General features: G+C 70.8%; 14 protein-coding genes and 1 tRNA gene. 8 read left to right on the top strand and 7 right to left on the bottom strand.

The genetic code is table 11. From position 1 onward, the window contains the following. Both JYK18_RS07440 and JYK18_RS07435 read left to right on the top strand, forming a co-directional pair. The gene (locus JYK18_RS07440; protein ID WP_206801402.1) at positions 1 to 708 is read left to right on the top strand and encodes a response regulator transcription factor; all 708 of its coding nucleotides are present in this window, start codon (positions 1 to 3) and stop codon (positions 706 to 708) included. Beyond that, complete coding sequence (locus JYK18_RS07435; RefSeq protein ID WP_206801401.1) at positions 705 to 1,742, top strand: sensor histidine kinase KdpD; 1,038 nt, start codon at positions 705 to 707, stop codon at positions 1,740 to 1,742. Before JYK18_RS07440 ends, JYK18_RS07435 begins: the two co-directional genes overlap by 4 nt. 501 nt (positions 1,743 to 2,243) lie before the next feature. Here JYK18_RS07435 and JYK18_RS07430 read toward each other — a convergent pair. Both JYK18_RS07430 and JYK18_RS07425 read right to left on the bottom strand, forming a co-directional pair. After that, positions 2,244 to 3,440, bottom strand: coding sequence for a cytochrome P450 (locus JYK18_RS07430; RefSeq protein ID WP_206801400.1), 1,197 nt, complete (start codon positions 3,438 to 3,440; stop codon positions 2,244 to 2,246). Between the two features lie 11 nt (positions 3,441 to 3,451). Then, positions 3,452 to 4,594: an NAD-dependent epimerase/dehydratase family protein gene (locus JYK18_RS07425; protein WP_307795806.1), complete on the bottom strand. Its 1,143-nt coding sequence runs from the start codon at positions 4,592 to 4,594 to the stop codon at positions 3,452 to 3,454. 204 nt (positions 4,595 to 4,798) lie between these two features. On the opposite strand from JYK18_RS07425, the gene JYK18_RS07420 reads away from it, so the two are divergent. Then, entirely contained in the window at positions 4,799 to 5,299 is a 501-nt protein-coding gene (locus tag JYK18_RS07420; RefSeq protein WP_113694574.1) for a molybdenum cofactor biosynthesis protein B, read from the top strand. 651 nt (positions 5,300 to 5,950) lie between these two features. Here JYK18_RS07420 and mscL read toward each other — a convergent pair. The 4 genes from mscL to JYK18_RS07400 form a co-directional block, all read right to left on the bottom strand. Next, the gene (gene mscL, locus JYK18_RS07415) at positions 5,951 to 6,385 is read right to left on the bottom strand and encodes a large-conductance mechanosensitive channel protein MscL (RefSeq protein WP_206801398.1); all 435 of its coding nucleotides are present in this window, start codon (positions 6,383 to 6,385) and stop codon (positions 5,951 to 5,953) included. Between the two features lie 34 nt (positions 6,386 to 6,419). Then, positions 6,420 to 7,043, bottom strand: a complete 624-nt coding sequence (locus tag JYK18_RS07410; RefSeq protein ID WP_206801397.1) for an SAF domain-containing protein — start codon at positions 7,041 to 7,043, stop codon at positions 6,420 to 6,422. 145 nt (positions 7,044 to 7,188) lie between these two features. Next, complete coding sequence (locus tag JYK18_RS07405) at positions 7,189 to 7,548, bottom strand: FmdB family zinc ribbon protein (RefSeq protein ID WP_206801396.1); 360 nt, start codon at positions 7,546 to 7,548, stop codon at positions 7,189 to 7,191. Positions 7,549 to 7,637: 89 nt separating this feature from the next. After that, positions 7,638 to 8,243, bottom strand: coding sequence for a 5-formyltetrahydrofolate cyclo-ligase (locus tag JYK18_RS07400; protein WP_206801395.1), 606 nt, complete (start codon positions 8,241 to 8,243; stop codon positions 7,638 to 7,640). 24 nt (positions 8,244 to 8,267) lie between these two features. Here JYK18_RS07400 and JYK18_RS07395 point away from each other — a divergent pair, with 24 nt between their 5' ends. From JYK18_RS07395 to JYK18_RS07375, 5 genes are all read left to right on the top strand, one after another. Next, the gene (locus JYK18_RS07395; RefSeq protein WP_206801394.1) at positions 8,268 to 9,173 is read left to right on the top strand and encodes a UTP--glucose-1-phosphate uridylyltransferase; all 906 of its coding nucleotides are present in this window, start codon (positions 8,268 to 8,270) and stop codon (positions 9,171 to 9,173) included. Further along, positions 9,170 to 10,477, top strand: a complete 1,308-nt coding sequence (gene glp, locus JYK18_RS07390; protein WP_242578995.1) for a gephyrin-like molybdotransferase Glp — start codon at positions 9,170 to 9,172, stop codon at positions 10,475 to 10,477. The genes JYK18_RS07395 and glp overlap by 4 nt, the downstream gene beginning before the upstream one ends. Positions 10,478 to 10,481: 4 nt before the next feature. Then, positions 10,482 to 11,138: a GNAT family N-acetyltransferase gene (locus tag JYK18_RS07385; RefSeq protein ID WP_206801393.1), complete on the top strand. Its 657-nt coding sequence runs from the start codon at positions 10,482 to 10,484 to the stop codon at positions 11,136 to 11,138. A 149-nt stretch (positions 11,139 to 11,287) separates the two neighbouring features. Then, the gene (glpR, locus tag JYK18_RS07380) at positions 11,288 to 12,121 is read left to right on the top strand and encodes a gephyrin-like molybdotransferase receptor GlpR (RefSeq protein WP_206801392.1); all 834 of its coding nucleotides are present in this window, start codon (positions 11,288 to 11,290) and stop codon (positions 12,119 to 12,121) included. Positions 12,122 to 12,173: 52 nt separating this feature from the next. After that, a tRNA-Ala gene (locus JYK18_RS07375) sits at positions 12,174 to 12,246 on the top strand. Positions 12,247 to 12,394: 148 nt separating this feature from the next. Here JYK18_RS07375 and JYK18_RS07370 read toward each other — a convergent pair. Then, positions 12,395 to 13,795, bottom strand: coding sequence for a CBS domain-containing protein (locus tag JYK18_RS07370; protein ID WP_307795805.1), 1,401 nt, complete (start codon positions 13,793 to 13,795; stop codon positions 12,395 to 12,397). Between the last annotated feature and the right edge of the window lie 3 nt (positions 13,796 to 13,798).

Genomic DNA, 13,798 nt, shown 5'->3' with positions numbered 1-13,798 from the left:
ATGACGCAGGAGAGCGGCCGGGTGCTCGTGGTCGACGACGACGAGACCGTGCGCGACGTGGTGCGCCGGTACCTGGAGGTCGCCGGGTTCACCGTCGAGGTCGCGGGGACCGGCGAGGAGGGGCTCCGGCTGTTCGCCGAGCGGCCGCCCGACCTGGTGGTGCTCGACGTGATGATGCCGGGGATCAGCGGGCTGGAGGTGTGCCGCAGGCTGCGGCAGACCAGTCAGGTGCCGGTGGTGCTGCTGACCGCGCTCGGCGAGGAGGAGAACCGGATCGCCGGGCTCGAACTCGGCGCCGACGACTACGTGACGAAGCCGTTCAGCCCGCGTGAACTGGCGTTGCGGGTGATCTCGGTGCTGCGCCGGGCGCGACTGCCGAGCCGTCCCGCGGCTCCGGCCGAGGAACTGCGCGACGGTGACCTGGTGCTGCGGACCACCGCGCGCGACGCCACGCTCGGCGGGGTCGACCTGCCGCTGACCGCGCGCGAGTTCGACCTGCTGGCGTTCTTCCTGACCCATCCCGGCACCGCGTACTCCCGCACCGACCTGCTGGAGAAGGTGTGGGGCTGGGACTTCGGCGACCAGTCCACAGTGACCGTCCACGTGAGACGGTTGCGCGAGAAGATCGAGCCGCAGCCCGCGAAACCCGTGCGCGTGGCCACGGTGTGGGGCGTCGGCTACCGCTACGACCCGGTGAGCTCGCGATGATCGAATCGGACGAATCCTTCGGCGCGATGCTCACGCACGCGTGGCACATCCTGCCGTTCGCGTTGTTGTTCGCGTTGCCGGTGGCGTTGCTGGGCGGGCTGGTGCTGTACCGGCTGCGGCACGGGGCGCTGGCCACCACGCTGACCGTGATGGTGCTGATCCCGCTGGTCGCCACGCTGACCGGGGTGCTCGGGGTCAGCGGGTTCATGTTCAACTCGACGCTGACCACGATGGTGCTGGTGTGCCTGCTGGTCGCGCTGGTGGTGGTGCCCTGCGCGATCGTGTTCGGGCGGGCCATCGCGCGGCGGAGCGTGTGGGAACGCGAGGCGCGTGAACGGGAACGCGCCGCGGAGGCGTCGCGGCGGGAACTGGTCGCCTGGATCAGCCACGACCTGCGGAGCCCGTTGGCCGGTATCCGCGCGATGGCCGAGGCACTGGCGGACGGCGTGGTGTCGGAGCCGGCGGAGGTCGCCGGGTACGCGCAGCGCATCGGCGGCGAGAGCACGCGGCTGTCGGGCATGGTGGACGACCTGTTCGAGCTGTCGAGGATCACCGCGGGAGCGTTGCGGTTGACCATGTCGGCGGTGCCGCTGCGGGACGTCGTGAGCGACACGATCGCCGCGCAGACGCCGGTGGCGCACCGGAAGCGGGTGCGCGTGGAGGCGCACGCGCAGGCGTCGCCAGTGGTCAGCGGGAGCGACCCGGAGCTGGCGCGGATCGTGCGGAACCTGGTGTCGAACGCGATCCGGCACACCCCGCCGGACGGGACGGTCGCGGTGCAGATCGGCGTGGCCGGCGCAGAAGCCCTAATCGCCGTCGACGACGGCTGCGGCGGCATCCCGGACGACGAGATCGGGCGGGTTTTCGATGTGGCGTTCCGCGGTACGCGCGCTCGTACCCCGGAGCGCGATGGTGCAGGCGGCGGTCTCGGGCTGGCGATCGCGAAGGGCCTGGTGGAGGCCCACAAGGGGCGGATCCTGGTCCGCAACCACGGTCCCGGCTGCCGGTTCGAAGTACACCTGCCACTGGCTTAGCGGGCTTGCCGGGCTGGCCGCGAGAGCCGGGGCGCTGCGAGAGCCGCGGGCGCTGCGAGGGCTGCGAAGGCTGCGAGGGCTGCGGGCGCTGCGAGGGCTGCGAGGGCTGCGAAGGCTGCGAGGGCTGCGCGAGGGGCTGCGAGGGCTGCGAAGGCTGCGAGGGCTGCGGGCGCTGCGAGGGCTGCGGGCGCTGCGAGGGCTGCGGGCGCTGCGAAGGCTGCGAGGGCTGCGAAGGCTGCGAGGGCTGCGGGCGCTGCGAGGGCTGCGAGGGCTGCGAAGGCTGCGAGGGCTGCGGGCGCTGGGGCTGCGGGGCTGCGAGGGCTGCGGGCGCTGCGAGAGTCGCGAGAGCTACGAGGGCTGCGAGAGCTGCGAGAGCTGCGGAGGCTGTGACGGCCGCGAAGGCCACGAGGGCCACGAAGGTTGCGAGGGCTGCGGGCGCTGCGAGAGCGAGGGCTGCGAGGGCCGCGGGCGCTGCGAGAACCGCGAGTTTGCCGGGCGTGCTCAGCGGACCTCGGCTCGGAGTCCGTTCCGCGGGCGCATGGCCGCCGGGCTGGTGGCGCGGATGCGCTGCGGCAGCAGGCGAAGGTCCGCCCGGGCGACCACCCGCCCGAGCATGACGGCGAGTTCCGTGGTCGCCATCGTCGCGCCGATGCATCGGTGAGGCCCACCGCCGAATGGCAGGAACTCGTGCGGAGCCGCCTTGTGGCCTTGCCAGCGTTCGGGCCGGAAGGCGAGCGGGTCCTCCCACAGTTCCGGCAGCCGGTGCGTGACATACGGGCTGTACAGCAGCAGGGTCCCCGGCCGGAATCGCTTGCCGTGGAATTCGAAGCCCTCGACCACCTTGCGCGCCGAGATCACCGCCGGCGGGTAGAGGCGCAGCGTCTCCTGCACGATCCCGTTGAGGTACTCGCGATCCTGCTGGCCTTTGGCCCGCTCGTACACCTCGCGGTCGCTGAGCACGGAGTACAGCGCCCAGGCCATCGCCGCGCTGGTGGTCTCGTACCCGGCGGCGATCAGCGTGACCATCTGGTCGCGGATCTCCAGGTCGCTCAGCTGCTCATCACCGCCGTGCACCAGGGTGGCCAGCGCGTGATCGTCCACTTCGGACGCGCCCGCCCTGGTCCTGGCGATCTCGGCGTAGATCCGCTCGTCGACGCGGGCGCGGGCGGCCATCGCGCGCCGCCACGTCGGCGTGCGCAGGCGCCGGTGCACGTCGACGGCCTGCGGGAGCCGGTCGATCAGGTCGAGCAGCGGCTGCAGTTCGGTGCCGAAGAAGTCGGCCTCCCCGCCGAGCCGGGCGCCGAACAGGGACTGGATGGTGCTGCGCCGGATCGCCGCGCGGAACTCCTGGTAGAGGTCGATCCGCTGGCCGGGGCGCCACGCGTCGATGGTGGCGTCCGCGGTGGCCGTCATGATGTCCAGGTAGGTGCTGATCTGCCGGTGGTGCAGTGCGGGCTGCACCAGCCGCCGCCGACGGCGGTGGTCCTCGCCGTCGCTGACGATCAGCGAGGTCGGGCCGTCGACCGGGACCAGCAGGTCGAAGGCCTCGCGCCAGCTGAACAGCTCGGAGTTGGCGAAGAGGAACCGGTTGGCCTCGGGGCCGAGGAGGTAGGCGTAGCTCGGGCCCGCCTTGACCGCCGGGCCGAAACGGGCGTGCAGCTTCAGCAGGATTTCGCCCGGGGGATAGCGCACGGTCATGCCGTTCGAGATTACCGCCGGAGTGGGGCGGTGGCGAAGCCTGCGACGCCTTCCCGGAAGCCGACGCTCGCGGTGAAGCCGAGCAGCTTCTCGGCCAGTGCCGGGTCGGCGACCACGTGCCGTACGTCGGCCGGACGCGCTCCGCCGACGATCCGCGGCTCCGGTCCGCCGCACGCGCGGGCGAGCTCGGCGGCCATGTCGCCGACGGTGTGGGGTTCGCCGGAACAGACGTTGACCGCCGTGATCTCCTCGGGCGGCTCGACGTCCAGCGCTCGGAGGTTGGCGCGCGCGATGTCATCGACGTGCACGAAGTCGCGTCGCTGGCGCCCGTCTTCTAGGACGGTCGGGGCTTCGCCTCGTTCGAGCGCCGAACGGAACAGCGAGGCGACGCCGGCGTACGGGGTGTTCTGGGGCATCCGGGGGCCGTAGACGTTGTGGTAGCGCAGGGCCCAGACCCGGCCGCCGGTCTGGCGGGCCCAGGCTCCGGCGAGGTGTTCCTGGGCGAGCTTGGTAGCGGCGTACGTGCTTCGGGGGTTCAGGGGCGCGTCCTCGGGCACCAGGCGGGATTCGAGCTGCTCACCGCAGTGGGGGCAGCGCGGCTCGAACCTACCCTCGTCCACATCGGACTGCAGCCGCGGCGCGGGGGCGACGATGCCGTGCTCCGCGCAGGCGTAACGACCCTCTCCGTAGACGACCATGGAGGAGGCGAGCACCAGTTTTCGGACGCCCGCGCGGTGCATGGCGGCGAGGAGGACGGCGGTGCCGTAGTCGTTGTTCCAGGCGTAGGCGGGCGCGTCGGCCGGATCGACCCCATGCCCGACGATCGCCGCCTGATGGCAGACGGCGTCGATCCCGTCGAGCTGCTCGGGGCGCAGCTCGGTGACGTCGGCGCGGTGGAACTCATACTCGCCGACATATCCAGGGACGCGGCCTTGCCCAGGCGTGCGCTCGTCCTCGGTGGTGCGGTCGTGTTCGGGCGCCCGGTTGTGCTCAGGGGCGCGCCCGCGCTCGGCGGCGCGATGCTGCTCGGGGGCGACGCCGTGCGCGGTGGGGGTGAGGCTGTCGAGCAGGACGGGCTCGTCGCCCCTGGCGGCCAGCTGGTCGGCGATGTGGGAGCCGATGAACCCGGCCCCGCCGGTGATGAGTACTCGCACCCGGATCACGCTAGGGCGGCACGGCCTCCCGACGGCAGCGTTGCGGCGCCGCCGTCAGCCTTCCGTCACATTTGGCCCCCCTGACCTGGGGAACCTGCTTTAGCCCGCAGAAGCATGTTCGGACATTGAGGACATTTCGCCGGGGTCTGCGCGTGCCGGGGCGCGCGCTGATCGTCTGCCGCCGGTTCGCGCTACGGTGGGCACATGGAACGCAGTGCACAACGGCTGGGCCGGGCTCTCGTGGTGATCGTGGACGACCGTGCCGCCCACGGCGAGGTCGATGACACCGCTGGTCCGCTGGTCACCGAGTTGCTGGAAGAGGCGGGCTTCATCGTCGACGGCACCGTGGTGGTGCACGCCGACACCGTGGCCATCCGGAACGCGCTGAACACGGCCGTGATCGGCGGGGCGGACCTGGTGGTCACCGTCGGCGGGACCGGCGTGTCGCCGCGCGATGTCACCCCGGACGCGACGGCCGGTGTGCTGGACCGCCCGATCCCGGGCATCGGCGAGGCCCTGCGTTCCTCCGGCCTGGCCGCGGGCGCGGTCGACGCTGGTATTTCGCGTGGTCTGGTCGGGGTTTCGGGGAGCACGCTGGTGGTCAACCTGGCGGGCTCGCGAGCCGCCGTCCGCGACGGCATGGCGACGCTTTCGGCGCTCGTGCCGTACGTGATCGACGAGCTGTCCGGCCTGAACGAGTCCTGATGTCTTCGCCCGCGGAACCTGAGCGCCGTCGCCGCTTGGAGGAGGTCTTCGGAGACGTGCTCCCGGAAACCACCTCCGACGAACGCCCCCAGGAACCCACCGGCGACACGGACTCCTGGTACCACGAAAACCGCCCACCCCACCACGACCGCTGATCCACCGCATCGCCTGCTCCCGCCACCGGCGGAGCAGGCGATCTTCGTTTTGCGCTCGGCATTGGTCGGCGCGGCGGCCCGTCTTGCCTGCCATGGTGGTGAGGCACTCGGCGGCGTGCTCTGCCCGCCTGGCCCCCGGTGGCGCGGCACCCCGTTCGGCAGCGCCGAAGGAGGGCGGGATCCAGGTGCCCCGGCTGACCGGGCGGCCGTCGTCCGCGCCGAAGGCGGTGGGAATCCTTATGGTGTTCGAGACCGGCAAGTACGTGTACGCACGACATCGGCGAGTACGTGTACCCGGCGCTGCGGCACGGGGCGGCGGGGTTCCTGTCGAAGGACACGCCGCCTCGGGAGTTGGTGGCCGCGGTGCCGGTGGTGGGCCGGGCTGAGGCGATGCGCTAGCGGGGTTCGCCCCCCGCGAGGGTGGTGCTCGGCCGCGTGAGCGTGGCACGTGGGGATGCCCGTGCGAGGAGTACGGCGCGGGGAGCGAGTTCGGTGGTCAGGGGCGCGGGGGGCGGTTCGGGGTGGAGTCGTCGGTTTGGTGTTGTTGTTGGCGCAGCAGGTCCCGGATTTCCTTCAGCAGTTCGACATCGGTCGGTTCGGCGGGGCCGGTTTCCTTGCCCCGCTTGCGGCGCTCCTGCACCTTCTGCAACGGCAGCACGAACAGGAAGTACACCACCGCGGCGACGATCAGGAAGTTGATCCCGGCGTTGATCACGCCGCCGAAGTCCATGAAGGTGCCCTGGTTGCCGGAGAAGATGTAGAAGCCCAGGCCCTGTGCGGCATCCGAACCGCCGATGGCGTTGATCAGCGGTTTGATCAAGCCGGTGGTGAAAGCGGTGACGATCGCGGTGAACGCCGTGCCGATGACGACCGCAACGGCCAGCTCGACGACGTTGCCGCGCATCAAGAAGTCCTTGAAGCCTTTGAGCACGGGGGTTTCTCCTTCTCCAGCAGGGACGAAAACGCTACCGGAGCGTAACGGTTACCGGTCGGTCCAGCGCGGCGGAGGCGAGGGGCGTGGCGACCTCCGACGGCACGGCAACCAGTACGAGCGGGCCTTTCGCCGAATTCGGCCGCGCCTTGCTCTCACCCCCGGAGGTGACCACGGTGACCACGGTCACCGCCGACGCCAGCTGCCGTTGCTGGTGCGGATCCGCGGCCACCACGTCCACCCGCGTGCCGGGGTGCAGGAGTTCGGCGATGCCCGGATCGGCCAGTCGGATGGGCACGGTGGACGTCCCGGGAGGACCGTGCGAAGGGGACACCAGGCGCACATCGGTCAGCGGCTCGCCCGCCCTGGCCGCGCCGGCCAGCATGCGGTCGGCGCTCTGCCCGGACAACGCGCCGGCCGGCCGCAGCTCGGCCGGGATGTGGATGACTTTGGTGTCACCCGGCGTGAGCAGAGTGCCCGGGCTCAGGTCACGGGCGGCGACCAGCGTGGGCTCGCCGGGCGGTCCGGTCGGGAACAGCACCGGGCCCAGCGCCAGCGCGATCGCGGTCAGCGCCAGCAACGCGGCCAAGGTCTTCCGCGTGCGACGGCTGCTGACCAGTGCGGTCAGCCGGGCGAACAGATCTTCGAAGAGTTGCACGATGCCCCCGTGGTCGGTGGGGGATCGGCTTGGTGATCCCCCGCGCCTCGAACGCTAGGGCGCGGGGGTGGGGGTGAACCAGCGGTTGTCGGGGCACCTGTGGACAAGTGGGTGCCTGTGGACAACTCGGTGGATCGGGAGGGCGTCAGGAGGCGGCGGCGGTCTTCGTCGTGGTAGATGAAGAGGAGGACGAAGAAGACGACGACGTCGAGGAGGTGGTCGACGAAGACGAAGAAGAGGACGAGCTGGACGAGTCGCTCTTGCTCGAGTCGCTCTTGGCCGAGGTCTCCGCGGGCTTCGAGCCGGACTTGCTCGAGGACTTCGAGTCGGAGCGCGAGTCGTTGCGGTAGAAGCCGCTGCCCTTGAAGATCACGCCGACCGCACCGTAGAGCTTGCGCAGCGGGCCGGTGCACTGCGGGCACTCGGTCAAGCTGTCCTCGGAAAACGACTGGACCGCCTCGAAGCGGTGGTCGCACTCCTTGCAGGCGTACTGGTACGTGGGCACAGCTGCTCCTTCGGGCATTGGCACTCGGGACTCAAGAGTGCTAACCCAATTGTGCTTCAGATCATTCCCCCAGCGCAAACCAGTGTTCGTCACACCGCGCTGAGCTGGGCGGGAAGGGGGACGAAGCCACGGCTGGGCAGCAGCGCGCCGGTCATCAGCGCGTCGTGTGGTTCGGCGGGCAGACGAGGCACCAGCTCCTCGTCGCGCACGACGGCCACCAGTTCGGCGTGCGACACGGCACCGAGCGAACGGTCGTAGAACCCGGCGCCCCGGCCCAGCCGGACGCCGTGGTGATCGACCGCGAGCGCGGGCACCAGGACCAGTGCCGCCTGCTCGACGGCGGACGGCCCCAGGCGGTTGCCCGTGGGCTCAAGCACGCCCCGGAACCGACCGGGGGCGAGCGACGCCGAGCCGGTGTATTCGGCCCAGTCCAGTGGGCCCGGAACGGAGGGAACGACGGGAAGGAGCACTCGCGAACCAGCATCTCGGAGCACGTCCAGCAGGGCCAGCGACCCCGGCTCCGTGCCGAAGGGCACGTACCCGCACACGGTCTCCGCGTGCGGGAGTTCGGTGACGAAGCGGGCCAGCGCGCCCGCCTCGGTGACCCGGCGCGCGATCGGCACGGCCGACCGCGCGGAGGTCAGCCGTTCGCGCCACTCCGCCTTGCTCGGGTGCTCATTGCCCACTGCTCGCACCTGCTCAGGTTAGGCTTTGCGCCCATGACGGGCGCCGAAATCACGCAGACGTTCCGAACCGCCATCGTGCCTGCCGCCGGGCTGGGCACTCGATTCCTGCCGACCACCAAGGCCGTGCCGAAAGAGCTGCTGCCGGTGGTCAACCGGCCGGGCATCGAGCTGGTCGCCGAGGAGGCCGCCGAAGCGGGCGCGCAGCGCCTGGTGATCGTCACCTCGCCGGGCAAGGAGTCGGTGGTCGACTACTTCCGCGCCGCCCCCGAACTGGAAGAAACCCTGTCCGCCAAGGGCAAGACCGATCTGCTGGACAAGATCCGCCGCGCCCCCGCCCTGCTCGAAGTCGACGTCGCGATCCAGAAGCAGGCGCTGGGCCTCGGCCACGCGGTCGCCCAGGCCGAGCCGAACCTGACCGACGAGGACGAGGCCGTCGCCGTGCTGCTGCCGGACGACCTCGTGCTGCCGACCGGGGTGCTGTCCAGGATGGCCGCGGTGCGCGCCGAGAAGGGCGGCAGCGTGCTGTGCGCCTTCGACATCCCGCGCGAGCAGATCTCCCCCTATGGGGTGTTCGACGTGACCGACACGGAGGACCCCGATGTGAAGCGCGTGCACGGCATGGTGGAGAAGCCGAAGCCGGAGGACGCGCCGTCCACCTACGCCGCGGCCGGGCGATACCTGCTGGACAGGGCCATTTTCGACGCGCTGCGCCGGATCACCCCCGGCTCCGGCGGGGAGCTCCAGCTGACCGACGCGGTCGCGTTGCTGATCGCCGAGGGCCACCCGGTTCATGTGGTGGTCCACCGCGGTGGCAGGCACGATCTCGGCAACCCCGGCGGTTTCCTTCGGGCGGCCGTCGACTTCGCGCTCGACGACCCCGAGTACGGGCCGTCGCTGCGCACCTGGCTGACCGAACGAATCGAGAACGCGAGCCGATGACCGCCCCAGACGCGCCTGACGTCCCCGACGCGCCGACCCCTGCCGCGCCCGCGGAGGGCGTCGCGGAGGAACACGCCGAGTTCCGCTCCGTGGACGCCCAGATCGCCCTCGCACTGGAGGCCGCGGTCCGCCCACGGCCGGTGCGGGTGGCGATCTCGGAGGCGCAGGGGCTGTTGTGCGCCGAGGAGGTCGTCGCCGAGCACGCGCTGCCCGGGTTCGACCAGGCAGCCGTCGACGGGTACGCGGTGCGCAGCGTGGACGTGCGCACGGCCGGGCAGGAACCGGTGCAGCTGCCGGTGGTCGGGGAGATCCCGGCCGGTTCGCGGCAGCCGCGCCGGTTGCAACCAGGCCAGGCCGTGCGCGTGGCGACCGGCGCGCCGCTGCCCACGCTCGCCGACGCCGTCGTGCCGACCGCCTACACCGACGGCCACCACGCCAAGGTGACCGTGCACAAGCCGGTGCCGTCGGCCGGGTACGTCCGGCGGACCGGCGAGGACGTGCAGATCGGCGACGTCGCGGTGCGCCAGGGCGACACCATCGGCTCGGCGCAGGTGGGCCTGCTCGCCGCGGTGGGCAAGGCCAAGGTGCTGGTCTACCCGCGCCCGCGGGTGTCCATTGTGTCCGTCGGCGACGAGCTGGTGGACATCGATCGCACGCCGTCGGTCGGCCAGGTCTACGACGTGAACTCGTACGCCCTGGCGGCCGCGGCCCGCGACGCCGGCGCCGAGGTGAGCCGGGTCGGGATCGTGGCGAGCGATCCGAAGCGGCTGCGCGAGGTGGTCGAGGGCAGGCTGCTGATGTCCGAAGTGGTCGTCGTGGCCGGTGGGGCGGGCGGCAGCTCGGGCGACGAGGTGCACGCGGCGCTGTCCGAGCTGGGCCGGATCGACCTGACGCGGATCGCCATGCACCCCGGTTCGGTGCAGGGCTTCGGCAGGCTCGGCCCGGACGCGGTGCCGACCTTCCTGATCCCGGGCAATCCGATGAGCGCGCTGGTGGTCTTCGAGGTGCTGGTGCGCCCGCTGATCCGCGCGGCGCGCGGCACGCGGAACCCGCACCGCCGCATGGTCGGCGCGCGACTGCTGTCGCCGATCACCTCCACCAAGGGGCGGAAGGGCTTCCTGCGCGGGCAACTGCTGCGCGACGAGGGCAACGGCGAGTACCTGGTGCAGCCGCTCGGCACCTCCGGCGCGCACCTGCTGGCCTCGCTGGCGGAGGCGAACTGCCTGATCAATATCGATGAGGACCTCACCGAGGTGGCCGCGGGTGACGAGGTCAAGGTGACCTTCCTGGCGCAGCGCGGCTGAGCGGGTGTCGCAGGTCTACGGCGTCGAAGGCCGGCACCCCGGCTGGCCGGCGAAGCTCGGCCCGCTCCGGGTGAAGGCCGGGGTGGTGGTCGTGCGGCCGGTGCGGTTGCGCGACGGCGGCGCGTGGAGCCGGGCGCGGCTGCGCGATCGCGAGCACCTGGAGGAGTGGGAGCCCAGCGGCACCGGTACCTGGGACGAGCGGAACTCGCTGTGGTCGTGGCCGCCGCAGTGGTCAGCGCTGCGTTCGCTGGCCCGGCGCGGCCAGTGCCTGCCGTTCACGATCACCGTGGACGGCGAGTTCGCCGGGCAGATCACCGTGGGAAATGTGATCAGGGCCTCGCTGCGGTCCGCGTGGGTCGGGTACTGGGTGTCCACTTCGGCCGTTCGGGGCGGGGTGGCCACCGCGGCCGTGGCGCTGGTGGTGGACCACGCCTTCCGCGTGGCCGGGATGCACCGCATCGAGGCGACCGTGCGGCCGGAGAACGTCGCGAGCGTCCGGGTGCTGACCAAGGCGGGGTTCCGGCAGGAGGGCCTGCTCCAGCGCTACCTCGACGTGGCAGGTGACTGGCGCGACCACCTGCTCTTCGGGATGACCGTCGAGGAAACCGGCCCCGGGCTCACCGCACGGCTGATCGCCGCCGGGCACGCTGACTACGCGTGACCTTGCGGTGGCCCGTTACCACATCGGGCTGTTTTCACCTAATTCAGTGACAAGTTCCGGAATAAGACCCGGCGAGCCTTCCCGAGATCTGTTACTCCTGTGACTAACGTGACGAACGTAGGAGTTCACGTCGGGGGAGGTGACGGGAGATGCCAAGCTCGTTGATCATCGTCGCGCTGGCCGCGGCATGGCTCGTCGTCCTCGTTCCCATGATCGCGCGCAAGCGCCAGGAGATCGCGCGCACCGCCGACTCCGCGTTGGCCGCCAGGGTCGTGCGGAGCGGGAGCACACGCCACGAGGGGCGAGAGGAGTTCGCGATGTCCGAGACCGGCAAGCCGCAGGCGCGCGACGACCATGACGCCAACGACGAGTTCGACGAGGTCGATGCCGAACTCGAAGACGAGGTGGACGACCTCGACGACCTCGACGACGTGGAACCCGCTCCGGTGGGCAGAGACCTGCCGCCGCTGCCGCAGCCGAGCGAAGGCGGCCGCCAGTACCGGCCGGGCCGCGGTGGCTACGACCCGGAGGCCGCCGAGATCGCGGCCAGGGCGAAGTACGCCTACCGGCAGCGCGTGGTGGTCATCCTGCTCGTGCTCGCCGTGGTCACCGCCGCGCTGGCCGCGTTCCTGACGCCGCTGGTGTGGTGGGCGCACGGGGCGATCGACCTGGTGCTCGTCGGGTACCTCGCGTACCTGCGGCGGCAGGTGCGGATCGAGAACGAGATCCGGCAGCGGCGTTCGTCGCGGCTGAACTCGGGCACGCGCGTCACGCGGCGACCGGTGGAGGAGTCGGCCGAGGCTCCGCCCGTGGCGGCCCCGCCGCGACCGCGGCGCGAGATCCCGGGTGCCGAGCGCAAGCCGTCGCCCACCTCGCGCCTGCGGCGGCACGCCGTCGTGGTCGACCCGGAGGACGAGGACCCGGCCTTCCACGAACTCGACGACCCAGGTCAGCGGTCCTTCCGCCGGGCAGCCGGCGAATAGGACCCCCCGGCTCGGGCAGCAGGCAGCCACTGTTATGCTGAACGAGCTTTAAGGGGCTGTAGCGCAGTTGGTAGCGCGTCTCGTTCGCATCGAGAAGGTCAGGGGTTCGATTCCCCTCAGCTCCACTCCGTTCGTGAGAGAGCCCTGTTTGCAGAACACGCAAACAGGGCTCTCTTCGTAATCGCCTTGGGGGTCGAACCCCCAAACCCCCGCCAGGGGGCTCTGCCCCCTGGACCCCCTGCCATGGTCGCCTTGTTCGAGATGTATCTCGGACTACGCCAAGTCGCGGTAGTGGTGCAGCATGTTGTTGAACCTCCGCAGGATGTCGACCGCGTCCTCGGCTACGGGGTCCGGGTGGAAGTGCATCACCTTGTTGCGGATCCGGCGGATCTCCTCCAATCGGGAGACGAAGGTGGGGCGGTCGAGCGGCCAGCCCAGCCGCGCCCAGCAGTCCTTGTTCTCCAGCACGCGCTGGTAGTCGCCGAAGGTGAGGCGGTCGACGCTGGTGATCGTCCGGTTGCAGGCCTGCTGGAGCGTTTCCACGTCGAACGAGCGGTTCAAGATCCACCGGAGGGTCTGGTCCACTTCGCCCAGCTGGAAGAACGGGGTGGCCATCTCGCCGTAGCGCTGAGCCACGTCGGAAGTGGTGACGATGCCCTTGATCTCCTTGGTCTCGTCCCAGACGAACACGAACTCGCGCTGCTGCAGCGTGGGCAGGACTTCGAAGAGGTCACGGTCGTAGGCGACCACTTCCACGTGCGGGTCGATCGCATCGCCGAGGCTGGGGGTGGACCTCTGGTGCATCGCCTGCGCGATCGAGCGCCAGGTGATCGCGCCGCGCAGGTTGCGAGGGCCGTTGAGGACGGCGAGTTGCGAGTAGTCGTTGATCAGCATCTTGGTGATCGCTTCTTCGATCGTGCTGTTGGGGTTGACGGCCTCTACGCCCAGAAGGGGAGACAGGTTCCCCACCATGAGGCGGACATCCAGGTCTCCGCCGCCCTCCTCGTCTCCCGCGACCGGCAGGTCGACCATCTCGGGCTGTTCCTCCGTCGCGGTCCCGTCCGCCTCGTCGAGCGGGGTGGTCAACGAAACCATCGTGTCCAGGGTCACCGCCCGGAAGCTCGGCGAGGTCACCAAGCCGTGGTTGGCCAGGTCCGCTTCGATCTGGCTGACCTGGTCACCGCGCTCCTTCGCGCCCCAGAGCGACAGGAGTTCGCGCACGGACATGCGTTCCGGGGCACGTTCCTCCGCGCGACCGCGTGCCTGCCTCAGGCGCTCGTGGATGCGTTGACGCGCGGTGTCCTCGGTCTGCCGGTGGGCTGCCGCGGCGGCACTGGAGATCGCCTGGTCGAGCAGTTCCTGGCGCACGGCGTCCAGCGATCGGTTCTGCTCGACCACCAGCCACGCGTGCCAACCATCGACCGCCCGCATGCCGGCGGCGACCATGGCCGCTCGTGAAGGCGAACGGAACTCTTCCCCCTCGGGTTCGAGCCGGATCCGCCCCCGCTCGGTCACGGTGGCGTCGTAGGTCACCCCGATGCGATTGCGCCTGAACCGGAGCTTTGTGCCGACCCGGATCAGACCGGCCTCCAGCAGGTCGGAAACCGTGACGCGGCGACCGCCGAGCAGGTGCATCGTGCGGCCGCTCGATTCTTCCAACGTCTCGCTGGTCACTAC

Source organism: Amycolatopsis sp. 195334CR (assembly GCF_017309385.1).
GTDB lineage: Bacteria > Actinomycetota > Actinomycetes > Mycobacteriales > Pseudonocardiaceae > Amycolatopsis.
The sequence above is the reverse complement of the archived record's forward strand: the minus strand, read 5'-3'. Positions and strand labels throughout refer to the sequence as shown.